Source organism: Halohasta sp. A2 (assembly GCF_056175805.1).
The window spans coordinates 1-23,241 of record NZ_JAQFWV010000050.1; the positions used below are offsets into that span (position 1 = coordinate 1).

At 59.5% G+C, this 23,241-nt stretch carries 25 protein-coding genes and 1 rRNA gene; 19 read left to right on the forward strand and 7 right to left on the reverse strand.

What is annotated here, in order from left to right; translation table 11 throughout:
- Positions 1–400: 400 nt before the first annotated feature.
- Positions 401–1,039 (reverse strand): class I SAM-dependent methyltransferase, encoded by a 639-nt coding sequence (locus tag O2S87_RS13095; protein WP_475409235.1) that lies wholly within the window; start codon positions 1,037–1,039, stop codon positions 401–403.
- A gap of 86 nt (positions 1,040–1,125) precedes the next feature.
- Here O2S87_RS13095 and O2S87_RS13100 point away from each other — a divergent pair, with 86 nt between their 5' ends.
- The gene (locus O2S87_RS13100) at positions 1,126–1,884 is read left to right on the forward strand and encodes an FkbM family methyltransferase (protein WP_475409236.1); all 759 of its coding nucleotides are present in this window, start codon (positions 1,126–1,128) and stop codon (positions 1,882–1,884) included.
- Positions 1,885–1,997: 113 nt separating this feature from the next.
- Complete coding sequence (locus O2S87_RS13105) at positions 1,998–2,267, forward strand: DUF7571 family protein (protein WP_475409237.1); 270 nt, start codon at positions 1,998–2,000, stop codon at positions 2,265–2,267.
- Positions 2,268–2,303: 36 nt separating this feature from the next.
- Here the strand turns inward: O2S87_RS13105 and O2S87_RS13110 are convergent, their stop codons facing one another.
- On the reverse strand, positions 2,304–3,275 hold the full coding sequence (locus O2S87_RS13110) for a VOC family protein (protein WP_475409238.1): 972 nt from the start codon (positions 3,273–3,275) through the stop codon (positions 2,304–2,306).
- A gap of 122 nt (positions 3,276–3,397) precedes the next feature.
- Between O2S87_RS13110 and O2S87_RS13115 the strand changes: the two genes are divergently transcribed.
- Together O2S87_RS13115 and fen are read left to right on the forward strand one after the other, a co-directional pair.
- Positions 3,398–4,054, forward strand: coding sequence for a GNAT family protein (locus tag O2S87_RS13115; RefSeq protein WP_475409239.1), 657 nt, complete (start codon positions 3,398–3,400; stop codon positions 4,052–4,054).
- Between the two features lie 2 nt (positions 4,055–4,056).
- Positions 4,057–5,037 carry a flap endonuclease-1 gene (gene fen, locus O2S87_RS13120; RefSeq protein WP_475409240.1) on the forward strand — a complete coding sequence of 327 codons (981 nt, stop codon included), beginning with the start codon at positions 4,057–4,059 and terminating at the stop codon, positions 5,035–5,037.
- A 19-nt stretch (positions 5,038–5,056) separates the two neighbouring features.
- Here the strand turns inward: fen and O2S87_RS13125 are convergent, their stop codons facing one another.
- On the reverse strand, positions 5,057–5,740 hold the full coding sequence (locus tag O2S87_RS13125) for an RNA ligase partner protein (RefSeq protein ID WP_475409241.1): 684 nt from the start codon (positions 5,738–5,740) through the stop codon (positions 5,057–5,059).
- Positions 5,741–5,871: 131 nt separating this feature from the next.
- On the opposite strand from O2S87_RS13125, the gene O2S87_RS13130 reads away from it, so the two are divergent.
- The 13 genes from O2S87_RS13130 to O2S87_RS13190 all read left to right on the forward strand — a co-directional run bounded on the left by O2S87_RS13130 (position 5,872) and on the right by O2S87_RS13190 (position 16,952).
- Positions 5,872–6,981, forward strand: a complete 1,110-nt coding sequence (locus O2S87_RS13130; RefSeq protein WP_475409242.1) for an RNA ligase — start codon at positions 5,872–5,874, stop codon at positions 6,979–6,981.
- A gap of 54 nt (positions 6,982–7,035) precedes the next feature.
- Positions 7,036–7,299, forward strand: coding sequence for a BolA/IbaG family iron-sulfur metabolism protein (locus tag O2S87_RS13135; RefSeq protein ID WP_475409243.1), 264 nt, complete (start codon positions 7,036–7,038; stop codon positions 7,297–7,299).
- A 68-nt stretch (positions 7,300–7,367) separates the two neighbouring features.
- Positions 7,368–8,777: a class II fumarate hydratase gene (locus O2S87_RS13140; protein WP_475409244.1), complete on the forward strand. Its 1,410-nt coding sequence runs from the start codon at positions 7,368–7,370 to the stop codon at positions 8,775–8,777.
- A 298-nt stretch (positions 8,778–9,075) separates the two neighbouring features.
- Positions 9,076–9,246, forward strand: coding sequence for an HVO_2901 family zinc finger protein (locus O2S87_RS13145; protein ID WP_475409245.1), 171 nt, complete (start codon positions 9,076–9,078; stop codon positions 9,244–9,246).
- 101 nt (positions 9,247–9,347) lie between these two features.
- Positions 9,348–11,222, forward strand: coding sequence for a Glu-tRNA(Gln) amidotransferase subunit GatE (gene gatE, locus O2S87_RS13150; protein WP_475409246.1), 1,875 nt, complete (start codon positions 9,348–9,350; stop codon positions 11,220–11,222).
- Positions 11,223–11,552: 330 nt separating this feature from the next.
- Positions 11,553–12,623 (forward strand): hypothetical protein, encoded by a 1,071-nt coding sequence (locus O2S87_RS13155; RefSeq protein WP_475409247.1) that lies wholly within the window; start codon positions 11,553–11,555, stop codon positions 12,621–12,623.
- Positions 12,624–12,756: 133 nt separating this feature from the next.
- Positions 12,757–13,200 (forward strand): MaoC family dehydratase, encoded by a 444-nt coding sequence (locus O2S87_RS13160; protein WP_475409248.1) that lies wholly within the window; start codon positions 12,757–12,759, stop codon positions 13,198–13,200.
- A 224-nt stretch (positions 13,201–13,424) separates the two neighbouring features.
- The gene (rpl7ae, locus tag O2S87_RS13165) at positions 13,425–13,787 is read left to right on the forward strand and encodes a 50S ribosomal protein L7Ae (RefSeq protein ID WP_475409249.1); all 363 of its coding nucleotides are present in this window, start codon (positions 13,425–13,427) and stop codon (positions 13,785–13,787) included.
- 6 nt (positions 13,788–13,793) lie between these two features.
- Positions 13,794–14,018 carry a 30S ribosomal protein S28e gene (locus O2S87_RS13170; protein ID WP_475409250.1) on the forward strand — a complete coding sequence of 75 codons (225 nt, stop codon included), beginning with the start codon at positions 13,794–13,796 and terminating at the stop codon, positions 14,016–14,018.
- Complete coding sequence (locus O2S87_RS13175; protein WP_475409251.1) at positions 14,018–14,206, forward strand: 50S ribosomal protein L24e; 189 nt, start codon at positions 14,018–14,020, stop codon at positions 14,204–14,206. Before O2S87_RS13170 ends, O2S87_RS13175 begins: the two co-directional genes overlap by 1 nt.
- Before the next feature lie 71 nt (positions 14,207–14,277).
- Positions 14,278–14,742, forward strand: coding sequence for a nucleoside-diphosphate kinase (ndk, locus tag O2S87_RS13180; RefSeq protein WP_475409252.1), 465 nt, complete (start codon positions 14,278–14,280; stop codon positions 14,740–14,742).
- Between the two features lie 98 nt (positions 14,743–14,840).
- Positions 14,841–15,800, forward strand: coding sequence for an inorganic phosphate transporter (locus tag O2S87_RS13185; protein WP_475409253.1), 960 nt, complete (start codon positions 14,841–14,843; stop codon positions 15,798–15,800).
- A 51-nt stretch (positions 15,801–15,851) separates the two neighbouring features.
- Positions 15,852–16,952, forward strand: a complete 1,101-nt coding sequence (locus tag O2S87_RS13190) for an NADH:flavin oxidoreductase/NADH oxidase (RefSeq protein WP_475409254.1) — start codon at positions 15,852–15,854, stop codon at positions 16,950–16,952.
- Positions 16,953–16,960: 8 nt separating this feature from the next.
- Here O2S87_RS13190 and O2S87_RS13195 read toward each other — a convergent pair whose 3' ends face one another.
- The 3 genes from O2S87_RS13195 to O2S87_RS13205 are packed head-to-tail and all read right to left on the reverse strand — an operon-like array spanning position 16,961 to position 19,272.
- Positions 16,961–17,878, reverse strand: a complete 918-nt coding sequence (locus O2S87_RS13195) for an ATP-dependent ribose-1-phosphate kinase (protein WP_475409255.1) — start codon at positions 17,876–17,878, stop codon at positions 16,961–16,963.
- Entirely contained in the window at positions 17,878–18,843 is a 966-nt protein-coding gene (locus O2S87_RS13200; RefSeq protein ID WP_475409256.1) for a ribose 1,5-bisphosphate isomerase, read from the reverse strand. Before O2S87_RS13200 ends, O2S87_RS13195 begins: the two co-directional genes overlap by 1 nt.
- 51 nt (positions 18,844–18,894) lie before the next feature.
- Positions 18,895–19,272 carry a hypothetical protein gene (locus O2S87_RS13205; RefSeq protein ID WP_475409257.1) on the reverse strand — a complete coding sequence of 126 codons (378 nt, stop codon included), beginning with the start codon at positions 19,270–19,272 and terminating at the stop codon, positions 18,895–18,897.
- A 327-nt stretch (positions 19,273–19,599) separates the two neighbouring features.
- Here O2S87_RS13205 and O2S87_RS13210 point away from each other — a divergent pair, with 327 nt between their 5' ends.
- The gene (locus tag O2S87_RS13210) at positions 19,600–21,213 is read left to right on the forward strand and encodes a bacterio-opsin activator domain-containing protein (RefSeq protein ID WP_475409258.1); all 1,614 of its coding nucleotides are present in this window, start codon (positions 19,600–19,602) and stop codon (positions 21,211–21,213) included.
- Between the two features lie 43 nt (positions 21,214–21,256).
- On the opposite strand, the gene O2S87_RS13215 is transcribed toward O2S87_RS13210, so the two are convergent.
- A complete protein-coding gene (locus tag O2S87_RS13215) occupies positions 21,257–21,817 on the reverse strand; it encodes a TATA-box-binding protein (RefSeq protein WP_475409259.1) in 561 nt (186 codons plus the stop codon).
- A 1,307-nt stretch (positions 21,818–23,124) separates the two neighbouring features.
- On the opposite strand from O2S87_RS13215, the gene O2S87_RS13220 reads away from it, so the two are divergent.
- Positions 23,125–23,241 (forward strand): 16S ribosomal RNA (locus O2S87_RS13220); the annotation flags it as partial.

The window sequence follows — 23,241 nt, forward strand, 5'->3', positions numbered from 1 at the left end:
ATAAATTAGAGTCTTTTACAGTCTCAAATTTATTCTGTTATTTCTTCGGTAGTGACTCTGTTTTGTGATCGAATATTGAGAAAAACGACGACGAGCTATGTGAAATCACACTTCACTTGGATGGTGCGGTTCGACGCCGCCAGCCTGTGATCGATTCACAGAGAATAGTTATAGGGTTGATAGGAGTACCACGAACTGAGCAATGGTCGACGACGAGTTTCCGACGTCGTGGGCTGATCCCGAGTACGTCGCAGCCGTCGTGGTTGTGCTCTTCGACGGGTGCGCTCGTCTTCTACAATGGGTTGGTCGACGGCGCACCCCCTGTTGAGACAGTCGTATTCGTATTACTCTAGGTGGCACTTCCAGCGGGCCTTGCCTACGAGATCGCTAAACGGTGGGGCTAATCTGCAGACGGCACCGTTCCGACGACGGTATACTCGAAGCCCCCGTCGAGTAGCGAAACCTCGAAGTCAGCCGTCACGAGCATGTCTGCAAGCTCGCTCGGCGTATAAAACGTCGACCCCATTCCAATCGCGTGCTCGGCACGCACGAGAACCCAGCCAAGCGGGTGGCTCGGATCGAACTCCCGAACCACGAACGCGCCACCGGGTCGGAGTACTCGGGCGGCCTCCTCGATTACTGCCTCTTGGTCGGGCATATGGTGAAAGGCGTCGACCACCATCGCCGCGTCGACCGAATCGTCGGCCACAGGCATTTGCCCGGCGTGGCCCTGTACGGCCGAAAGTGAGCCGACTGGGCCGCCGGCGCTCGTGCGTGGAAGACGGAGACTCGTCTGGTCGGGCTGTCGACGTCGAGCGCGTCGAAGCATCGGCCGCGAGATATCGAGCACCGTTCGCTCGGGGACGTCGACTGCGATTGTCGCTCGACCACTCCCGCCACCGAGATCCAGTAGATGGTCGACCGACCCCTCGGCACGAGCCAGTCCGGCGGTCAACGCCTCTGAGTCGGCCGCAGGCATCACTAGATCGTACAGTGGTGCCAGTCGGTCGAAAAAACGAACGTCTCCAAGCCCGTGCATGGGTCGACTCGTCGACCGGACCGTATAGTGATTGCTTCAGCTCTCCTATCACGAACATCCAAGACTGACTGGTCCTGAGCTTATGTATGGGCGATAGTTCGACGTGGGCATTTCAGCGGGTTCGATGGCTGGGCTACCGGAGCTACTACCGGCTGGTCGACGCCAACTACGACCACCGGTGGCTCTCGACCGAGCAGTCGACGCCGGGCGGCCGGTTCCGTAGCTACGAACTGCTCAACCGCCACGGCAACGACCCGATGCTTGCCGAAATGCACGACCACTGTGGCCCCGAGGCGGTGGTCTACGATATCGGAGCCAACGTCGGCGTCTACTCGCTCGCGCTGGCAGCCGACTCGCCGGGACGCCGACTGCTGGCGTTCGAGCCCGCACCCCGAACCTGCGCCCAACTTCAGGCCAACGTCGACTGCAACGAGTTCGGAGACCGAATCACGGTGATAAACTGCGGAATCGGTAACGAAGACGGTACGCGCCCGTTTTTCGTCTCGACCTACGCCGAACTCTCGGGATTCGACCGCGAAAGCGCCACCCGGTGGGAAGCTTCGCTCGCTGAAACCGTCGACGTACCGATCCGACGTGTCGATACGGTCGTCGATTCCAATCCAGTCCCCGACGCGATCAAAGTCGACGTCGAAGGCGCGGGTCCAGCAGTTGTCCGTGGCGCGCGTGAGACGCTCCAAACCTACCAACCAACCCTGTTCATCGAGGTCCATGAAGAGGGATTGACGGCCGACACTGGTCGTGAACTACGTGACCTGTTGGCCGAGGTCGGCTACAGCCGACGCGAGCGGGCCGACTACTGGCGGTGTGAGCCGTCGACGCACTGACGATGCGGGCCGTCGACGCATTGATATACTGTATCTCGCACACAGGTGTCGGCTACCGTTGTGCCAAGAGACAAGTATATGTGTCATGCTCACATGGCTCAAGATGGATTGCTATGAAATCGTGCCACAGCTGCCAGACGGTCATCGACGAGTACACCCTGGACAAACAACTCGAACCGCTGCGTGATCTGACGGTCGACGACTTCAACGTCTGTGCGGACTGCGTCAGCGTCGTTGTAGACGCCTGCGTCGAGTGCGGCGGCGCCGTCTATGTCCCCCGGGGCGATACTGTGGTTCCCGACTTCTGTCCGGCCTGCCGCGCCGAGTGTATCTCGGTCACCGGCCAGGACCCCGGCTGGACTGCCGACAGACTGTCGACCTGACTGTTCTCCTCACATCCCTGCACCTGGCCGTCGAGCCTACTGTTTTCGCGGGATTGTCACGTCAGCCAACCCGGCCTCGATTGCTTCACGTTGACCTTCGAATTCCCCTGGCAGTACGAGTCGCTCGCCGAGTTCGTCTAGCGGCTCGTCGCTGTCGTAGCCCGGCTCGCTCGTCGCCAACTCGAACAGTACGCCGTTGGGTTCGCGGAAGTAGACCGACCGGAACCAGTGGCGATTGATCTGGGCGGTCGGCCGGACCCCGTGTGAGCGGACGGCCTTGCGCATGGCCTCTTGGTCCTCGTCAGTCGGCGTCTGGAAGGCGACGTGGTGGACCGTCCCGTGGCCCTGTCGACCGCCTTCGATCGTCGGCAAGACGTCGACGTACTGGCCCACTGGCCCACTCGCCGCAAAGCGTGTGCGCTCGTCGCCTGGCGTATCTCCCGGCGACTCCTCGGTGCCGACGTCTTCGAGACCCATCGTCCGTAGTAGCTCTTCGGTCTGGAACGGATCGGCCAGCCAGAGCGTCACCGAATGGAAGCCGCGGATGGCCGACTCCTCGGGGACGAACTCGGTCCACGGCACGGTGGGGTCGTCGTCGGGAACGTCGACCGCGACGAGTTCGATCGGCAACCCGTCGGGGTCTTGAAACGGTAGAACCGTTTCGCCAAATCGGTCGATGCGCTCGTCGTAGTCGACGCCGTACTCGTCGAACCGCTCGGCCCAGTAGTCGAGACTTCCCTCGGGCACTCGAAACGCTGTTCGCGCGACCTGGCCGGTACCGACCTGTCCGTTGGGCATGTTCTCCCACGTAAAGAAGGTCATACTGGTGCCTGGGGTGCCCTCCGCGTCGGCGAAAAAGAGGTGATAGGTCGACGGATCATCCTGATTGATCGATCGTTTGACCAGTCGGAGGCCGAGGGTTTCGACCCAGAAATCGATGTTCTCCTGTGGGTTGCTCGCGATACAGGTGACGTGGTGGATGCCCGGAGTCGATGGGGTGTCTGTCATTGGCATATAGAAGGCTCCGGGGTTACTTTAGTGCGCGGTGACACGAGTGTTACCGGTAGCGACTGGTCTCGACACGCCACCTCCATACGACCATTCTTGTGGCGTGATCACCGAACGTCGACATGGAGTTCGCCCTCCTCGGCTGGCCGGTCGACGACCCCCGACTCCGGCTCGATTACCGTCGATTCAGCTACGCCGGCAAGTTCGTCACTGGCAGAACGGGCATCGCCGTGGTTCGTGGCGAGCCACCCGAAAGCTACACCGACCGATCCGTCGACTCGCTGCCGCCGCTCCCCGAGGGCCTCGACGACTCCGAGTTCGTCGACGGCGTCCTCGCGGCGGTCACGTTCAACGCCGACCGTACTGATCCCAATACTCTCTGGCTCCGCTATCTGACAGTCCGCAACGACTTCCGTGGCAGCGGCCTTGCACTCGGCCCGCGGCTCGCGGCATTCATAACTGGCCGCGCAGCGGCGAAGGAGTACGAGACGGTTCGTATCGCGGTCAACAACGCCTTTTCCTACCACGCTCTTTATAAATCGGGGTTCGCCTACACCGGCCGCGAAACTGGGCTCGCGGAGTTGCTTCTCGAACGTCCGATCGAACAGCCAGCCGATGTGTCGACGGCCACTTATCAGGAGGGACTCGATCAGTTCCGCGAGCGAACAGGGCTGTCGGCTGCCGAACGGGAGTTCCTCCGCGATCATGAACATGCTGCTCCGCCCGACGTGCTCGCCGTCGACTCGGGGGTTTCAAATCCTCGGCGTTCCAGCGAGTAACCATGGGAAACGCGGATCTTCGCTCGCTGGCGGCGCTCTCGGAGTGCCCCTTTGCCGACATCGAAGGCAGCGTCATCGCGGTCGACGCCCACAACTGGTTGTATCGGTATCTCACGACGACGGTCAAATGGACCAACGATTCGATCTACACCACCGCTGGGGGCACCGAAGTCGCCAATCTCGTCGGCATTATTCAGGGCCTGCCCAAGTTCTTCGAGCACGATCTCACGCCGATTTTCGTCTTCGATGGTGGCGTGACTGACCTCAAGGACGACGAGGTCGAGCGTCGACGGGAGAACCGCAAGGACGCCGAAAAGCAGTTAGCGGCCGCCAAGGAGGATGGTGACGCGATCGAGGCTGCCCGGCTCTCGGCGCGAACCGTGAGACTCACCGAGACGATCCACGAAACAAGCCGTGAACTGCTCGATCTCTTGGACGTCCCGTACATCGACGCCCCCGCCGAGGGCGAGGCTCAGGCCTCGTACATGAACCGGATCGGCGATGTCGACTACGTCGGCAGCGAGGACTACGACACGCTGCTGTTCGGCGCGCCGCGAACCCTGCGGGGGCTAACGAGCAAGGGCCATCCCGAACTGATGGAACTCCAGCCGACCCTTGACAAACACGAGATTAGCTACGAGCAGTTGGTCGACGCCGGAATGCTCTGTGGGACCGACTTCAACGAGGGCATCAACGGGATCGGCCCCAAGACGGCGATCAAGCTGATAAAGGAACACGGCGATCTGTTCGGGGTCCTGGAGGCTCGCGGCGAGCATATCGAGTTCGCCGACCGGATTCGGGAGCTGTTTTTCCACCCGCCAGTAACCGACGACTACGAGTTCGACCGTTCGATCGAGCCGGATCTGGCGGCCGCCCGTGCCTACGTCACTGAGGAGTGGGAAGTCGACACGGGCGAGGTCGAACGCGGCTTCGAGCGTATCGAATCCTCGGTGGTCCAGACCGGTCTGGATCGCTGGAGTTAGCCGGCTGTCCGACTCACCGTTAGGCTTCGCGTGAGTGATCCAGTCGGTCAAGGGCGTCGACGGCCTCCAGATAGTTGTACAACAACGTCGGGAACTCCCGGCCCCGAAGGTATCGAAGGCCGAAATCCTCGGTCCAGGCGATGATTCCCGTGTCTTCGGTGACAACGCCCGCATCGAGTTCGCGGGCAAGAATCAGGAGATCGAAGTCTTCGCGTGAGTCCAGGACGCCCTGGCGGAGCGCCCGGCGGTAGCGATCCCGCAAATCCGAGATCACGGCGTCGACCTCGGTCATGTGGTCGTGATCCTCGACTACTTGGTCGGCGGAGGTTTCGGCCTGCCGGACCGCCTGCTCGGAGACCCGAAGCCCCCGATCCACACGATCGCTCATCTCGTCGACGAACCGGTAGACCACGTCGGCCGGAATCGAGACGGTGTAGCGATCCGGGTGTTTCTGGATGACCCACGTGTTGAGTTTCGAGCGCGCCTCCTCGGAGACCGGCCGATCGTCCAGCATCGTCGTCAGCTCGCTGTGGATCGACGGCGGCATGTGACACGAGATATCCAGCTCCAACCGTGCGGTGGCGATCAGATCGAGAAGTCGATTGAGGGCCTCATCGAGTGACTCGCCCTCGCGGCGGATCTCCTCGGTCATGAACAACGACGTGTCGAGTACGAACCGCTGTTTGAACGAACGGTCGACCATGTGTCGACTACGGCCCGGTGCATAATGTAGCTCCACATCTGTTCGCTCCATGAGGTTAGATATCGTGAAAATCAGCAGATGTGAGAGGGTCGGCGATGACGTTGATGTGTGCTGGACTCGTAGACAATGGTATGGCCTTCCATGACACACTTGGACTCTCTCGCGAGGCGTTCACGGAGCTTTCAGAGCAGTTGTATCGGGACAGCTACAATGGCCACGAGTATCGGCACCTCCCTAGCTACCGAAAGTCGGTCGAAAAGGGAACGGTCCTTATCGCAGACACGGTAATCCGTGGCTTTCCGAAGATCCCCCGATGTCTGGTACTCGACGAGGGGATTCCACAGCATTTTGATAGAAAGATCGCCGTCGAAGAGAAATTGAATGGGTACAACGTCCGGGTCGCTCGCGTCGACGGCGACGTGCTGGCGTTTACGCGAAGCGGAATCGCCTGCCCGTTTACGACCCACAAAGTCCGGTCACTGCTCGACGTCGACCGATTTTTCGACCGCCACCCCGAGCGAATGCTCTGTGGGGAGATGATCGGCCCGGAAAACCCGTATACGACCGCCGACTGCTACGACGTCGACTCGATCGCCTTCCGGGCGTTCGATATTCGGGATCGAGAGAGCGGCACGCCACTGCCGGTGGTGGATCGCCGCGAAGCCTGCGAGGCGTTCGAGATTCCACAGGCCGAACTGTTCGGCGTCTACGAGCCCACAGAAGCAGTCGACGCGACCCCGGAAATCGTCCGTGACCTCGATAGAGTCCGTCGAGAAGGAATCATCATGCAGACGCTCGATGGCCAGCAACTACTGAAGTACACGACTTCGGCGGCCAATCAAGGCGATCTGGCGTTCGCGTTCACCTTCCCGTTCGATTACGGCCGGGATTTCTCGTTTCGTCGACTCATCCGCGAGGGGTTTCAGTCGGTCGAATTTGCGGAAAGTGAGGCCGAGCGAACCGAACGCGCCCACAACCTCGGTGAGTCGCTGCTGGTGCCGATGGCAGATTCCATTGAGCGCATCGCAGGCGGTGAGCGAATCGGCGAAGCGCATACTGTGCGTGCCGAACCGCGGGTTGTCGACGCCCTCCTGGACCACTTCGAGAAACAGGGGCTGACTATCGATATCGAGTCGGATCGGCGGGTCGACGGCGAGCGTGTGCTGACGTTTATCAAACGAATCCAGCGAACCAATGACAAGGTCGAAGCCTACCTTGCGGGGACGATTGTCAAAGAGTAAGTCTGAGACAGCCGAAGCCCGCCTGTTTTTACCGGGCGAATCCAAGGATGCAACATGAACGCAGCCGACATCGAAGCCGCGATTGAAGCGGGCATCACCGAGGCCGAAGCAACTGTCAGTCTCCCGCGCCAAATTGACCAAGAACACGAGGACGCCCACTACGCCGCCGTCGTCGTCTCACCAGCCTTCGAGGGCCAGAGCCTCGTCGCCCAACACCAGCAGGTCTACGATGCGCTCGGCGAGGCGATGACGACCGACATCCACGCCATCGAACTCAAAACCTACACGCCAGCGGAGTACGACGAACACGGCGAGTGAGCAAACCACATACGCGGTGCATGAACCAATATCAGTAGTTTTTACCTCGGATTCACCCAAGATTTTCCATGGCCGATTCATTCAGAACTGAAGCCGACAGTCTCGGTGAGATGCAGGTGCCAGCCGACGCCTACTGGGGCGCACAGACCCAACGTGCAGTCGAGAACTTCCCCATCTCGGGGATTAGCTTCGGTCGACGTTTCGTCCGCGCGCTCGGCGTCGTCAAGAAAGGAGCCGCCCAAGCCAACCGTGATCTCGGCCTCCTTGACGAGGAGATCGCCGAGGCGATCATCGAGGCAGCCGACGAGGTTATCGCGGGTGACCACGACGACCAGTTCCCGGTCGACGTGTTCCAGACTGGCTCCGGTACCTCCTCGAACATGAACGCCAACGAGGTGATCGCCAACCGCGCCGCCGAGATACTGGGCCACGAGATCGGCGACCGCGCCGTTCACCCGAACGATCACGTCAACTACGGACAGTCCAGCAACGACGTGATCCCGACCGCGATGCACGTCTCGGCGCTCGAAGCCATCGTTAAGGACGTGATTCCGGCGCTCGAAACCCTCGAAGCCTCGCTGGCCGACAAAGAAACCGAGTTCGACGGCGTCGTCAAGACGGGCCGCACGCACCTCCAAGACGCCACGCCAGTTCGACTCGGCCAGGAGTTCGGCGGCTACCGCACCCAGATCGCAAAGGGCGTCGACCGAGCCGAGCACGTCCGCGACCATCTCGCAGAACTGGCTCTCGGCGGCACCGCAGTCGGAACCGGCCTTAACACGCATCCGGAGTTCCCCGAACTGGCTGCGGAGTACATCGCCGCCGAAACCGGCCTCGAATTCCGCGAGGCAGACAACCACTTCGAGGCACAGGCCGCCCACGACGCGATGGCCGAAGCCCACGGCGCGCTGCGAACCGTTGCTGGCTCGCTGAACAAAATCGCCAACGACCTCCGACTGCTCGCATCGGGACCGCGCAACGGCCTTGGCGAGATCGAACAGCCCGAAAACCAGCCCGGTTCGTCGATTATGCCTGGCAAGATCAACCCGGTCGTCGCCGAAGCCGTCAATCAGCTACACAAGCAGGTCGTCGGCAACGATGCCGCCGTCGCTGCGGGTGCAAGCGAGGGGCAGATCGACCTGAACCTGTACAAACCAGTGCTGGCGCACAACCTGCTCGAATCGGCCGAACTCATCGCGAACGGTTCTGAGGTATTTGCCGAGCGGTTCGTCGACAAACTCGAAGCAAACGAGGAGTACTGCGCCGAGCAGGTCGAACAGTCGATGGCCCTCGCCACTGCGCTCAACCCTGCCATCGGCTACGACAAGGCCTCGAAAGTCGCCAAGAAGGCGCTCGCCGAGGGGAAGACGGTTCGACAGGTCGCCGTCGACGAAGGGTATCTCACCGCCGAGGAGGCCGACGAAGTGCTCGATCCCGAAGCGATGACCCACCGCGGGATTCTCGGAACCGACGAGTAACGGAATTCCACTCTCCAACGGGGTTCGGTCAGAAAAACGGACGTACAACTTGGTTGCCGTGCCGATTCGTGGCTGAATCCCGACGAAACCTCACGGTTTGACATACCAGAGAGACGTCGCTACCCACGAATACCGCGTAGCTACTGAACGAATACTACTGTTAGCCTTGAATCATTATCTCTCATTATAGTCAGTTGTCGACCGTTCTAATCGCAGGACGCTTCCGGATTACATCCGGATACTGGCCGTTGACCCCGAAAACGATATTTTGAAGCCCATACCTGTAGAATCCCGAAGTATGCCTCAGCTTCAGACACGGGGACGCGACCTGTTACTGTGCCGAAAATGTGGATCGACGTTCCCCGAGGGTCAGGCGACCCGTGACGGCTGGCACTACGAGTGCCCCGGTGAGAACTGTGACGCTGAGGGGCTCGGTGAGGGCCTCCGGCGCGTACGATCGCAGAACTAACTTCTCGGTATCACGTATCCGTCCCCTGCTGTGCGCGTTTTCGCTTAGGATCGCGCCAGCATCTCCATCCTTTTTAGCCCCCCGTGTCCCACGTTCGATCAATGAGTAGCTCCGAGTACGACTACGACTCGCTCGGTCTCGTCGCTGGTCTGGAGATCCACCAACAGCTCGATACCGAAACCAAGCTGTTCTGTGACTCACCGACCGCGATCCGAGAACCTGAGGCATCCGACCGCACGATCACCCGATTTCTCCATCCCACGAAGAGCGAACTCGGCGAACTCGACGACGCCGCCCTCGAAGAGAGCCGCGTCGACCGCGAGTTCGAGTATCTCGCCTACGACACCACCTGTCTGGTCGAAGAGGACGACGAGCCGCCGACCGAGGTCGACGGTGAAGCCCTCGCGGTGGCCATGCAGATCGCTTCGCTGTTAGACATGAGCGTCGTCGACCAGCTCCACGTCATGCGAAAGCTGGTCATCGACGGCTCGAACACCTCGGGCTTTCAGCGCACGATGCTGCTCGGACAGGAGGGCGAAATCCAGACCAGCGACGGGCCAGTGTCTGTGGTCGACCTCCTTCTCGAAGAGGAATCCGCCCAGCGCGTCGAAGAACGCGACGACGGCGTCCTCTACAGTCTCGATCGCTTGGGGATTCCGCTCGTCGAAATCGGAACCGGCCCCGACATCCGCAGTCCACAGCAGGCCAAAGAAGCGGCCAAACGGATCGGAATGCTCCTGCGCTCTACTGGCAAAGTCAAACGAGGGCTCGGGACCATTCGGCAGGATGTCAACGTCTCCATCGCGGAGGGCGCACGCGTCGAGATCAAGGGTGTCCAGGCACTCGATCAGATCGACGAGATCGTCGAGTTGGAGGTCCAGCGACAGTCGGAGTTGGTCGACATCGCGGCTGAACTCCACGAGAGGGATGCCAGCGTCGGTGAGACACAGGACGTAACCAGTGTCTTCGCCGAGACCGACTCGGGTGTGATCGGTGGCGCACTCAGTTCGGGTGGCACAGTCACAGCCGTTCCACTGTTCGGCTTCGACGGACTCGTGGGCCACGAGATCCAACCTGACCGTCGACTCGGCACCGAGTTCTCGGATCACGCCAAACGCCACGGTGCAGGCGGTATCTTCCACACCGACGAACTCCCGGCCTACGGCGTGACTGAGGATGAAGTGGCGGCCCTGCGCGAGGCCGTCGACGCAGGCTCGGAAGACGCGGTTGCCATCGTCGCCGCGGACTCGGAAACCGCAGAGCTCGCCATCGAGGCGGTCGCCGATCGCGCCGAAACGGCGATCGAGGGCGTGCCAGAGGAGACCCGCGATGCGACCGAGGAGGGGACGACGCGCTACCTGCGCCCCCTACCCGGTGCGGCGCGGATGTACCCCGAGACCGACGTGCCGCCGGTCGAACCCGACCCGAGCGAGATCGAGGTGCCCGAACTGCTGACTGAAAAAGTAGAGCGCTATCAAGCGGAGTTCGGCCTCGACGAGGGCCTCGCCGAGCAGGTCGCCTACGGTCGTCGGATGCCGCTTTTTGAAGAGGCCGTCGAGCGGGGCGTCGACGCCACTTTTGCGGCCTCTGTGCTCGAAAGCACGGTGGTCGAACTCCGCCGTGACGGCGTTCCGGTCGAAACCCTCGCGGATGCCCATTTCCTCGCGGTGTTCGACCTCGTGGCCGACGACGAGTTGGCGAAAGAGGGCGTCGGTGACGTGCTGACAGTGCTGGCCGAGCACCCCAATCTGACCGCCGAGGAGGCCGTCGAAGAGGCTGGACTTGGCGGCGTCGACGAGAGTGAGGTTCGGGAGGTCATCGTCAGTGTCGTCGAGCGCAACGGCGACCAGGTCGCCGAGGAGGGGATGGCCGCCTTTTCTGGACTCATGGGCGAGTGTATGGGCCAACTCCGCGGGAAGGCCGATGGTGAGACGATCAGTTCACTGCTCCGCGAAGAGATCGGCAAGCGGAGCTAAGACCGAGTCACTCGATCATACCGTTCAACCGGTATCTCTCGGACGAGTACACCGAGGATACCGGGTATGGTTGGCTTACCACTGTTTGAAGCAATCTAACCCGTTCTGCAATAATATGGAGAGTGGAACACAATAGCCGGACAGTCGGTTCGTTTTCCTGACGGAGGGTTCCACTCACGGTTTCTGTTAGTGTCGACCTCTGTGTATGCAATAGTATATCTCAACCTAACTCCTCATTCACCTACTGTCTATGTTGTGTGTACTTACTGAAAGTATACGGTAACTAAGGTGTAAATAACGAACGTGGTATTCTCCCTCACAATAAGTGAGATGACAGATAACAACCACAGTCGACGCAAGTATCTCAGTATTATCGGTGCGACGAGCACACTAGCGGTAGCAGGCTGTATCGCGTCCGGTCAAAGTTCGGATGAACGATCCCTTGAGTGGGGTGGACAGGGAGAAGAAAACGCGGAGCTCACTTGCTCAGAGGGTGAAGATGGTTTCTGGAAGTGGGTGCTGACTCCTGGTGGTCGACCAGCAATCGATGTCGAGAGCGCAGAACTTACTGTCACGTTTGGAGATGAAACCGAGGAGACTGTCACAGGGTTCCGACCTGGCGAAGGAGACGAGGGGGCAGTCCAATTTGAGGTGTTCAAAAGTAACGGCGGAACGGTCGCAGACGCCGAAGTCACCTTCTCGGGCGGAGGTAACAACGTGGTCCTTACAATCAGCGAATCAGACTGTGTTGAGGGCGATGACAACGGGAATGGTGGTGATAACGGAAACGACGATGACGACAACGGGGATGATGACAACGGAGACGACGACAACGGGGATGGCGACAACGGAGACGACGACAATGGGGATGATGACAACGGGGATGATGACAACGGAGACGACGACAACGGGGATGATGACAACGGAGACGACGACAACGGGGATGATGACAACGGAGACGACGACAACGGGGATGATGACAACGGGGATGATGACAACGGGGATGATGACAACGGGGATGATGACAACGGGGATGATGACAACGGAGACGACGACAACGGGGATGATGACAACGGAGACGACGACAACGGGGATGATGACAACGGAGACGACGACAACGGAGATGATGACAACGGAGACGACGATGATGAAAAGAAAAAGCCGGATGTCGAGGACAACGTCGACCTTGAGTTTGTCTGCGAGGAGGATGACAAACTCAAATACGAGGTGTGCAACGACACCGACCACCGGCTCAAGTTCTCCTGGAAGGTGAATGGAGACGGTGGCAAAGTCACAGTCGACGGCGAGTCCAGCGACACGTTCTACGTGACCGCCGACAAGGGTGAGACGGTCTATCTCTACCACGATGGGAAGAAAGTAGCCGCTGCCGATACCGAATAGAGTCGAACAGTAACCGGCAGTGAGACCGCGCTGCCGAGCAACTCATCACTGTTTGCTCTGCGGCTTTTTTGAACCACTCTCTCGCAGATCGGCGTGCTCAAGGTTCTTATCGATCCCGACGAATACCCAACACATGACGATCTTCTTCGAAGACCTCACAATTTGTGATATGTATAGTAGTGACGACTACCACGTTACCGAAGCCGAAATCGTCGAGTTCGCCGACCAGTACGACCCCCAATGGTTCCACACCGATCCCGACCGTGCGGCCGCCGACTCGCCGTACGGCGGGTTGATTGCCAGCGGCTGGCACACCGCTGCGATGACGATGCGCCTGCTCGTTGAATGCCTCATGGACGACGCCGCCACGATGGGCGCGAAAGGCGTCGACGAACTCCGGTGGCTCCAGCCAGTCAAACCGGGCGACCGGCTTTCGATTCGAGCCGAAGTCGAGGATCGAGCGGTCGACAGCGAGAGTCAGGGGACCATTCGGCTGCGGGTCGAGACCTCGAACAGGGATGGCGATGTGGTGTTTTCGATGGTTGGCATTGTGATGTTTGCCCGGCGGAATGACTGACGCTACAGGTATGTATGCGCATACCATACTTATATAGTCAAAATCGAAAACGGCCACAAGAGACTGTGGTGAGCCCTCACACGGCCGGGGTGGTTTGAAAGCGCTTTTATGGGGGAGCGTCAAACGAAAGGATACAGCCTATCGGGGTTGATGATACTCCTCGCCGTCAGGGACCAACCGTTCGGCGAGGACGTGCGAGCCCGCAGATAGGAGAGGTACAACATATGCCAGTTTACGTAGATTACGACACCCCAGCCGACCTCGCAGAGCGCGCGCTTGACGCTCTCGAAGTCGCTCGAGACACCGGTAGTGTAAAGAAAGGAACGAACGAGACCACCAAAGCCATCGAGCGCGGCAACGCCCAGCTCGTCTATGTCGCCGAGGACGTCTCGCCCGAAGAGATCGTGATGCACATCCCCGAAATCGCCGAGGAGAAGGGCATTCCGGTCGTCTTTGTCGAGACCCAAGACGACGTTGGCCACGCCGCCGGACTCGAAGTCGGCTCGGCCGCGGCCGCCATCGTCAGCGCCGGTGACGCATCGGACGACGTCGAAGACATCGGCTCGAAGGTCGAGGAACTCCAGTAACTCACCATGAGCGCAGAGGAGAACGCCAGCGACTCGACGGCCGCAGAGGTCATCGAGGTCGTGGGCAAGACCGGGATGCACGGCGAGGCCATGCAGGTCAAATGCCGCATCCAAGAAGGCTCGAACCAGGGCCGCATCATTACCCGCAACGTGCTGGGTCCGATTCGCGAGGGCGACATCCTACAGCTGCGAGAGACCCAGCGTGACGCGGACTCCATCGGAGGCCAATAATGGTAGAAACACGCACCTGCGACTACTCAGGCGAAGATATCGAGCCCGGTACGGGCACGATGTTCGTCAAAAAAGACGGCACCGTCCTCCACTTCAAGGACTCGAAAGCAGAAAAGAACTATCTGCTCGGCCGCGAAGCCCGAGACCTCGAGTGGACCGAAGCAGGCCGTAACAACCGCGGCAACTAGTCGACCACACCACCACCTGATCGCCAGCGGTCGACCAACAACCGTATTTATCCGCGCCGAAATATCGAACCATGAGCAACGACGAACGGACCTTCGTCATGGTCAAACCCGACGGTGTCCAGCGTGGTCTCATTGGTGAAATCACCTCCCGGTTCGAGCATCGCGGGCTGAAGCTCGTCGGTGCGAAAGCCCTCCAGATCGACCGCGAGCTAGCCGAAGAACACTACGCCGAACACGAAGACAAACCGTTTTTCGATGATCTGGTCGACTTCATCACCTCCGCGCCCGTGTTCGCGATGGTCTGGGAAGGCAAGGACGCCACCCACCAGGTCCGCCGCATGGTTGGCGAGACCGACCCTGCGGAATCCCCACCGGGAACGATCCGCGGGGATTTTGGACTCGATCTCGGTCGAAACCTGATCCACGCCTCGGACCACGAGGACCCCGGCTCGAACGAACGCGAGATCGAGCTGTTCTTCGACGAGGACGAACTGCTCGATTACGAGCAGGTCACCGCTGAGTGGCAGTACGAGTAGTCGACTCACTCTAATCACTTGAGATTCCATCTACGTATGATCCTTAACCGGTGTTTCCGCTGTACTATACACACAGCGACGTCTACAGGGAGTCTCCAATGACCTCTCCCGTTTTGTTCGCTCTCGCGCTCGTGATCGCGTTCGGCGTTGCCGCGGTCACTGGGGCGAGTAGCGTGTCGGTCTCGATGGCTCCGGCAATCGGCTCGAACTCGATCAGCGTCCTGCGAGGGGCGTTGCTCGTTGGCGTCGTGGGGTTTATTGGCGCGGTCGCTCAGGGCGCGACAGTCACCCGCGGCGTTGGCTCCGACATTGTCACCGGAACAATCAGCTTCGAGATGGGCACGATTGCATTGCTCGTCATTGGCCTTTATGTTGGTATGGGCATCTATTTCGAGCACTCGATCCCGGTCGCCTTCTCGACGTTCGGCGCGGTCGCCGGTGTGGGGTTGGCTGCGGGCTACAGCCCGAACATCGACTTTTGGTCGCTGACGTTCGTCGCGTGGGTTGGTTCGGGAATTGCCGCAGTGGGGCTGGCGTATGGTTTGGCCCGGCTCGTCCAGCGAATTCCCGCGTCGACAAAAATGAATCAACGGATCGACCGCGCTGTACTGTTTTCGGGCATTGTCTTTTCGTTTATTGGCGGTGGCAGTCAGGTCGGACTGGCGGTCGGCCCACTCGTTGGAACTGTCTCGGAGTTTGGGTTCGGTATCCTGCCGCTGATCGTTTTCGGTGGGCTGGGGATCATGGTCGGCGCGTGGACCAAGAGCCCGATCATGTTGCAGGCGGTCGCCCGGCAGTACGCCAGCCTCGGCCAGCGGACTTCGCTGGCGGTGCTCCTGACGGCAATTCCAATGGTCCAGCTGATCGCCAATGTTCTCGGCGTGCCGATCTCCTACAACCACATCATCATCAATTCGATCGCAGGCTGTGGGTTCGCTCACGGCAGCGGCGGCGTCGACCGTCGGAAGTACCTTGGAACGCTCTCGAGTTGGGTCATCACGCTCATCGGGTCGACGCTGACCGCCTACACACTGTTCTATGTGATTCAACTCCTCTGAGTCGCGCCATAACCCGAGCTTACTTGCCTCTCGGTAGCCTCCAATTCAGCGATGGGTAGTGATCTTTTCACGCCGCTGTCGATCCGGGCAACGACCGTACCGAACAGGGTGATGGTCTCGCCGATGTGTCAGTACTCGTGTGAAAACCGCGACGGCTTGGCCACTGATTGGCACGCTCAACACCTCATGAGTCGCGCCGTCGGTGGGGCTGGTATCGTGATGACCGAAGCCACTGCCGTCGAGCCACGGGGCCGCATCTCGCCCGAAGATCTGGGTATCTGGGACGACGATCACGTCGACCCGCTGGCCGATATTACTACCTTTATAAATAGCCAGGGAAGCGTGCCAGCTATCCAGTTGGCCCACGCCGGTCGCAAGGCCTCGACGAGTCGGCCGTGGGAAGGCCACGATCCACTCCAGCACGATGAGGGCGGCTGGGACGTTATCGGGCCGACCGACGAGCCATATCCCTACAGCGACCGGGAGGAGCCAGCGACTAAGCGTCTATCGCGGGAGGATATGGACACTGTGACCGAAGCGTTCGTCGACGCCGCTGAGCGAGCCGACGCCGCTGGCTTCGAGATCGCCGAGGTCCACGCGGCCCACGGCTATCTGCTCCACGAGTTCCTCTCACCGGTAACTAACACGCGCGAGGACGACTACGGCGGGCGCTTCGAGAACCGAATCCGGTTCCCGCTTGAAGTCGTCCGAGCGGTCCGAGATGTATGGCCTGACGAAAAGCCGGTGTTCGTCCGCATCTCAGCGACCGACTGGCTCGACGACCGCGAGTCGTGGACCGTCGACCAATCAATCGAGTTCACCGACCGAGTCGCTCAAGCAGGCGTCGACTTCATCGACGTGAGCGCGGGTGGGATTCACCCCGACCAGCAACTGCCGTCGACAGGGCCAGAGTATCAGGTGCCCTACGCCCAGCGAATTAAAGACGAAACGGAGTCGGACATCACAGTCGGTGCTGTCGGTGGCATCACTGTACCGGAACAGGCCGATGCACTGATCCGAAACGGGCGAGCGGATATGGCGATCATCGGCCGCGAACACCTCCGTGACCCGTACTTCACGCTCCACGCGGCTCGACAGTTAGACAGCGAAACCGGGGTTTCGGTGCCGATCCAGTACGACCGAGCGTTCTGAAAGTCATTTCATCTGTTATTTTTGGTGTTTCGTAGCTCGTCGACCGCGCTCGACGACAGTTCGGTTCTAGCAGTCACGCCCTGAGCAGCGAGCGCACCGCAGGCGTTGCCGACCGCCAGCGCGTCGGCGTACGCCGTCAGTTCGCCAGCCACCTCCGATGAGCCATTGCCGCCGACCAGCGTCGCCAGAAAGCCCGCCGCGAATGCATCGCCAGCCCCACTCAGGTCGACCGGGTCGACGACGAACCCCGTGTGGGTCGTCTCGCCCTCGGGGGTGTAGACGGTTGCGCCGTCGTCGCCGTGTTTGACGATGACGGTCAGCTCGTCGGGGTCGGTCGGCGAAAGCACACCAGCGTCGGCGACGAGATCGGCCTCACGCTGATTTAAAAAGAGGAGGTCAGTCGACGCCAGTGCCTCGCTGTACTGTCGGTTGGCCACCTGTCGTCCTGGATCGAAGCTCACCGAGAGCCCCAAATCGCTCGCCAGCCGGGCTAACTGTGCGGCCATCTCCGGTGACTGGCTCGTCAGGTGGAGGTGGTCGATACCCCGAAACAGTTCGGGCGAAATTGCCTCGCTACAGAACGCCTCGTTGGCTCCCGCGTTCGAGAACACCATCACCTCGCCGGTGGCGTCGACCACGAGATATTTGACCGAGGTCGACTCCTCGGGATCGATGAAGACGTGCCCACAGTCGACGCCCGCGCGGTCGAGTTCTTGCAGTACGAGTGCACCGGTGTCGTCGCCACCGACACTGCCATACAGCGACGCAGTTACGCCAAGCCCGCCGAGCCCGACTGCGACGTTGGCCGCTGAGCCGCCGCCCGACTGAATCAAGCGCTCGATTCGGACTTCCCCGTCCGGGTCCGGCAGCTCGTCGACGTGCATCGTTACGTCCCAGTTGATGTGGCCTGCACAGAGCACCCGCATTATTTATCCACCGGCTCTTCCCACGGTTCGCCGACGCTCTCGCCGAAAAGTTCGCGCATCAGTGTGACAATGCTCTCGGGTGGGAACTGGCCCCGTTCGGTGATGATTGCGTCGACGTAGCGCGGCGGTGTCACGTCGAACGCGGGATTCGCCACGGTGATTTCACCGATCGCCGCTCGGTCGCTCGTGTCGACTACTTCACCTTCATCTCGCATCTCGATTTCGACGACGTGGCCGGTCAGCGTGTCGGGATGGAGTTTGATCGTCTGGGCGGCGGCCATTACCGGTGTTCCTCTGTCTTTGGCGTTGACCGCCAGCCCACTCGTCCCGATTTTGTTTATTACACTGCCGTCGGCCGCAATGCTGTCAGCACCCACGAGCACGTGATTGACCTCGTCCAGGTACCGGCGGGCCGCGCTGTCGACGATCAGGGTGACGTCGACGCCCAGTTCACGGAGTTCACGGGCCGTGATGTGGCCCTGATTTCGGGGGCGCGTCTCCTTGACGATCGCCGAGATTTCCTTGCCCTGGTTGACGGCAGCCTCGACGCAGGCAAGCGCGTCCGTCGAGTGGCAGTGAGTCATCACCGTGTCTCCGTCACGGAGTCGGTTCGCGCCGACTGCGCCGAGATCCGTCTGCGCGCGGTCGAGTCGGTCGACGAACTCGTCGGCAGCTTCGATCACCGAGGCGCGAAGCGAGCCGACCGTCTCGCCGTCCATCCGCTGGAGGACGTACCGAAGCGCATTTGGGAGGCTGACCGCTGTCGGTCGGGTCGTATGCAGTCGTCGACCCGCCGCTCGCATCGCTTTTTCGAACGCGACGGGACTCGAGGGAGTCAACTCGATGGCTTGGCTCCGGAGTGCGGTTGCGGCGGCTGCCCCGATCGTCGCGGCCCCACGGATCTCCATCGATGCGATGGCGCTGGCCGTCTCCTCGACTATCGGATGGAGGTGTGGCTCTGACATCTCCCTCGGTGTAGCACGCCGGGATACAAGAGGGTGTGGGCGACAACCGTCTCAGGTACCGTAGTCGACCACGACATCCGATTCGGCATCGTACCCTAGAACGCCTTGCGTATCTAATGCTGGCAGGAGCCGTTCGGTGAGCCCGCTTCGAATCGTCGACCGACTGACCGTCTCCGGTTCCCGCTTGTCAATGGTGTCGACGAGGTGGTCAACCGGAACAACGCCATACGTAGATTCGAGATACTCCTCGACAAGCCACCGTCGCCATTCGCGATACTGTTCTGCGGTGAGTCGTTTTCCGGTTGACGCTTCCGGCTTTGTAGATTCGCTCCGTTTGTGTCCCTCTCGGGTTTTGATGTCGGTTCCGTCGTCGACTGTGCCTTCATGATCGGCTGATCGTCTGTACTCTACGGTGTCTTCGTGATCCATTGGAAACTCGTCCGTCTGTAACGCATCGGAACGTTTGGGAGTCGTCGGTTCCGACCGATTATTTGCCCGGTTTATCCCGTGGCGGAACGTCATGGTCTATGTTGTGTCCGTTGTGAGCCAACTGAATAACTGTTCGGTCGCTGATCTGTACTCGGTCTGCATCATTTGCGTAGATCTCGGTATCTTGTAACTACTGGGGAGTAGGCTATGGCTATCAGCCGTCCCATGGCTGACATCCGAGAACCGATTCGACTATTAGTCCTATTTAGTGAATTTCACTCAATTATTAATTGTGTGCTTATCTGTGTCAAACTCCTTTCGTACTCCATGGACAGTCGCCTTCAACTTCTGGGCAAATCACTGGACGCGCTTCCGCTGAACGTCTCCATTCTGGATAGCGACGGAACAGTTCTTCAGACGAACTTTGCGTGGCAGGAGTTTGGCAGGCAGAACAACATCCGGACGGACCCGGAGACGATTGGGGCCAACTACCTCGATGTGTGTGCCGAATCGTCGACCGAAACGGCCACACAGACTTTCGATGGACTTTCGGAACTCCTCGCGGGCGACCGCAACCAGTTTACACTCGAGTATCCGTGTCATTCTCCGATCGAACAGCGCTGGTTTCTCCTCTTGGCCGTCCCCGTGCTGATCGACGACGAGCGATACGCGGTCGTCGCACACGTCGACATCACGAGGTTCAAATTTGCCGAGCGCCACCTCAAACAGCGCCACGACCGACTCGACGCACTCACCCATCTCAACACCACGGTTCGGGAACTGACACACATTGTGATCGACCAGTCGACGCGCTCGGAGATCGAGTCGGCCACCTGCGCTACCCTTATCGACTCGGATAGTTACGTCGCAGCCAGGATCGTCGAGGCCGATGCGAGAACCCAGTCGCTTACGGTTCGTGCCACTGCGGGCGACTGGAAGTCCGATATCGACCGGCCAACTACCGAGTTCGGCGGAATTCCCGGCCACAGCCTTGTTCAGCAGGCGATCTGGACCCAGGAGTTACAAACCACCCACACTATCCACGACGATCCAGCGTTCGACTGGAAACAGGATGTCGACCAGCTTTCCAACTACTACTCGATGGCGGCCGTTCCGATCATCTACCACGAGACAGTGTACGGTGTGCTCTGTCTTTCGACGGACCGATCCAACGCGTTTGGGCCGGACGAACGGACCATCCTTTCGCAGCTCGGAACGGTTCTCGGTCACGCGATTGCTGCCAACGATCGGGCGCTCGCACTGATGAGCGACCAGCTAACCGAAGTCGACATCCGGATTCCGGATGTTTTTGATTTGGCCCCCTCCTCCACATCTGCGTGGAGGCTGACGATCACGCAGACGATCGCTGACTCAACTGACGGCTGTCTGCTCTACGGGGAGACCACCACCGACGATCTCGATGCGATTCAGTCGGTTGTCGACCAGCTCGACGGTACGCACCTCTCAGTTCTCAGCACCGACGGCGACCAGATCAGACTCCTCATCCGGCTACTGCAGCCGTCTCCCATGGCTCTACTCGCAGATTACGGTTGCTCGACCGAGTCGACCGTCTTCGACTCCGGCGACTGCTATCTGACGGTTCACCTCCCGTCAGGCGACGATGTCCGTCAGTTGATCGAGCGACTCACCGACACCTTCGGGGACGCAGAACTGCTCGCCCGACGGCAGGTTCAATCGACGGCACCGGTCGACTCCGAGCGGATGATTCCTGCGGCCGCAGCGCTCACCGACCGACAACAAACGATTCTCAAGACCGCACACGCGGCAGGCTACTTCGAGTGGCCACGGGACTGTTCGGGTGAGGATATCGCCAAAACACTGGGTATCTCTTCGCCAACGTTTCATCAGCATCTCAGGATTGGTCAGAAAAAACTCATGGATGCCATCTTCACCGATCCACACGTGGCAACCAAGGGTTGAGTATCTCCGTACTGGTACTCGATATCGAGCGGTCGACGTCGTCTTAACCCAACAGGCCGAGGTTCTCGATTCGCTCGACAATCTGTTCGACGGCCGCCGTCGCATCCTGTGTTTGTTTGCCGCCAGTGATCACGATCTTGCCACTACCGAACAGCAGGATAACGACCTCCGGTTCGTCCATCCGGTAGACGAGCCCAGGGAACTGCTCGGGTTCGTACTCGACGTCTTCGAGGCCGAGTCCGATAGCCAGCGCGTTGAGGTTGAGGTTGTGGCCGAGATCGGCGCTCGAAACGATGTTCTGGACCGTGATCTCGGGGTCCTCTTCGACGGGGATCGAGAGCCCCCGGAGCTTCTCGAAGATAATGCCAAGTGCTTCGTGGACGTCGTCGATGCTTTTCGCACCGGTACAGACGATCTTCCCCGAGCGGAAAATCAATGCGGCAGCCTTGGGGTCCTGTGTTCGGTAGACCAATCCGGGGAAGTTGTCAGGGTTGAAATCGGCTCCCGGAAGGTCCTCGGCGAGGGCTTCGAGATCGAGCTCCTGACCGATTCCTGTCGATGCGACCACGTTCTGAATTTCGATGGAGTCTGCCGGCGCTGTCATCTATACTACCTTATATACAAGCCTCCCTTATAAACCGACCCGTTATAAACTACTTTCGCCGGTTTTATATGCCACACTTCGCTTCAGTTTTCGCCAACTGCTGTATTTCGCCTTCTCAGCGCTATTCAGGTCGAGTTCCCGGCTGCGTTTCTGCGAGAGCCTCGATGTTAACATACCTTCCTCTATGTTCTCGTTGTTCTCTGGGTCGACTGTCCAGAAGCAACGATCCGCTTTCGATCAAAGACGACTTACTGTCGACCATCGACAACCGACCTCTAACCATCGGTATCCGTCTGATAGCATCGATAGAACCTAACGACTACCTCCGTTAGCACCTCCCTACTAGTTCTTGCACTCGTGATTATCGCTTATCGGCGTACGAGCCACCAGGTACGCTGTCGACTTTTTGAGCACCGATCGGTGAGTCGACTCGAGTCGATACCTTATTGCTTCTACTGTTGATCAGGCTCTCGGGCTATCTTAGTAATCTCTGCCCCGGTCGCGATTACCGTTTTCGGACGGTGTTCTGTTAGATCTTCGCTTTGTTCTTACTCCAGATGTCTGGTTAATTCTCTTTTCACGCGTACGTATGCTAGGTCCAGCTTCGCGTACACGTGCGCTCACTCATACGAGGCCATAACAGCAACATAACCCTTGACATAGATGATTCTCTGAAGATGAGCATCACTCGTGTTGGCTCGACTGTCGACCTGTACTTTGCTCCTGTATTCTTACGCGTTAGTCGAAGTTGATATGTGTCCACTTATCATGGTATGATGGCTGTTTGGCTGACTATCTGTTCATCATGTCCACTATTTTTTGATTTAACGACGAGATCAACGGGGTTAAGTATGAACCTCTCATCGGTATGAATGCGAAGGTCGGTCGGTACGGCCCGACTGACACCCGGCGTCGGAATCGCCCGACGGCGGCCATCCCGAAACAACGCCCTTAAGTATACCAGGGCATTCGGATGGAATGCAACAGACAACACACGAGATTGCAAGGCCGTTCAACTCGGTCGGCACTCGTGGAGCAGATCGAACGGGTTCGGATCGGCCGACCCAAGCGAAGTTCGACGGGTTTATACCCGTGACTCGCATTCGATCTAATCCGAAGAAATGGGGATCCCGCCCCTGCGGTACGCCGTACAGATGGGATCCGACGTTAGCCTTGGTAGTTCGGTGTCACCCGATTGCTCGGAGGATGCCGAACTCGGACCATGCAATGAGACACATATATTTGGTGACCGATCTCCTGATGGAGATCGTTCCCGCCAGCCCCCAACCACTTCTGTGGTTGGACACATTCCGGTTGATCCTGCCGGAGGACATTGCTATTGGGATTCGATTTAGCCATGCTAGTTGTACGAACTTAGATTCGTAGCAGATAGCTCAGTAACACGTGGCCAAGCTACCCTTCAG

What these genes read in the sequence shown, in the direction of transcription:
- O2S87_RS13095 (WP_475409235.1), bottom strand. Translation starts at nt 1,039, where the DNA reads ATGCACGGGCTTGGAGACGTTCGTTTTTTCGACCGACTGGCACCACTG.
- O2S87_RS13100 (WP_475409236.1), top strand. Translation starts at nt 1,126, where the DNA reads ATGGGCGATAGTTCGACGTGGGCATTTCAGCGGGTTCGATGGCTGGGC.
- O2S87_RS13105 (WP_475409237.1), top strand. Translation starts at nt 1,998, where the DNA reads ATGAAATCGTGCCACAGCTGCCAGACGGTCATCGACGAGTACACCCTG.
- O2S87_RS13110 (WP_475409238.1), bottom strand. Translation starts at nt 3,275, where the DNA reads ATGACAGACACCCCATCGACTCCGGGCATCCACCACGTCACCTGTATC.
- O2S87_RS13115 (WP_475409239.1), top strand. Translation starts at nt 3,398, where the DNA reads ATGGAGTTCGCCCTCCTCGGCTGGCCGGTCGACGACCCCCGACTCCGG.
- fen (WP_475409240.1), top strand. Translation starts at nt 4,057, where the DNA reads ATGGGAAACGCGGATCTTCGCTCGCTGGCGGCGCTCTCGGAGTGCCCC.
- O2S87_RS13125 (WP_475409241.1), bottom strand. Translation starts at nt 5,740, where the DNA reads ATGGTCGACCGTTCGTTCAAACAGCGGTTCGTACTCGACACGTCGTTG.
- O2S87_RS13130 (WP_475409242.1), top strand. Translation starts at nt 5,872, where the DNA reads ATGGCCTTCCATGACACACTTGGACTCTCTCGCGAGGCGTTCACGGAG.
- O2S87_RS13135 (WP_475409243.1), top strand. Translation starts at nt 7,036, where the DNA reads ATGAACGCAGCCGACATCGAAGCCGCGATTGAAGCGGGCATCACCGAG.
- O2S87_RS13140 (WP_475409244.1), top strand. Translation starts at nt 7,368, where the DNA reads ATGGCCGATTCATTCAGAACTGAAGCCGACAGTCTCGGTGAGATGCAG.
- O2S87_RS13145 (WP_475409245.1), top strand. Translation starts at nt 9,076, where the DNA reads ATGCCTCAGCTTCAGACACGGGGACGCGACCTGTTACTGTGCCGAAAA.
- gatE (WP_475409246.1), top strand. Translation starts at nt 9,348, where the DNA reads ATGAGTAGCTCCGAGTACGACTACGACTCGCTCGGTCTCGTCGCTGGT.
- O2S87_RS13155 (WP_475409247.1), top strand. Translation starts at nt 11,553, where the DNA reads ATGACAGATAACAACCACAGTCGACGCAAGTATCTCAGTATTATCGGT.
- O2S87_RS13160 (WP_475409248.1), top strand. Translation starts at nt 12,757, where the DNA reads ATGACGATCTTCTTCGAAGACCTCACAATTTGTGATATGTATAGTAGT.
- rpl7ae (WP_475409249.1), top strand. Translation starts at nt 13,425, where the DNA reads ATGCCAGTTTACGTAGATTACGACACCCCAGCCGACCTCGCAGAGCGC.
- O2S87_RS13170 (WP_475409250.1), top strand. Translation starts at nt 13,794, where the DNA reads ATGAGCGCAGAGGAGAACGCCAGCGACTCGACGGCCGCAGAGGTCATC.
- O2S87_RS13175 (WP_475409251.1), top strand. Translation starts at nt 14,018, where the DNA reads ATGGTAGAAACACGCACCTGCGACTACTCAGGCGAAGATATCGAGCCC.
- ndk (WP_475409252.1), top strand. Translation starts at nt 14,278, where the DNA reads ATGAGCAACGACGAACGGACCTTCGTCATGGTCAAACCCGACGGTGTC.
- O2S87_RS13185 (WP_475409253.1), top strand. Translation starts at nt 14,841, where the DNA reads ATGACCTCTCCCGTTTTGTTCGCTCTCGCGCTCGTGATCGCGTTCGGC.
- O2S87_RS13190 (WP_475409254.1), top strand. Translation starts at nt 15,852, where the DNA reads ATGGGTAGTGATCTTTTCACGCCGCTGTCGATCCGGGCAACGACCGTA.
- O2S87_RS13195 (WP_475409255.1), bottom strand. Translation starts at nt 17,878, where the DNA reads ATGCGGGTGCTCTGTGCAGGCCACATCAACTGGGACGTAACGATGCAC.
- O2S87_RS13200 (WP_475409256.1), bottom strand. Translation starts at nt 18,843, where the DNA reads ATGTCAGAGCCACACCTCCATCCGATAGTCGAGGAGACGGCCAGCGCC.
- O2S87_RS13205 (WP_475409257.1), bottom strand. Translation starts at nt 19,272, where the DNA reads ATGGATCACGAAGACACCGTAGAGTACAGACGATCAGCCGATCATGAA.
- O2S87_RS13210 (WP_475409258.1), top strand. Translation starts at nt 19,600, where the DNA reads ATGGACAGTCGCCTTCAACTTCTGGGCAAATCACTGGACGCGCTTCCG.
- O2S87_RS13215 (WP_475409259.1), bottom strand. Translation starts at nt 21,817, where the DNA reads ATGACAGCGCCGGCAGACTCCATCGAAATTCAGAACGTGGTCGCATCG.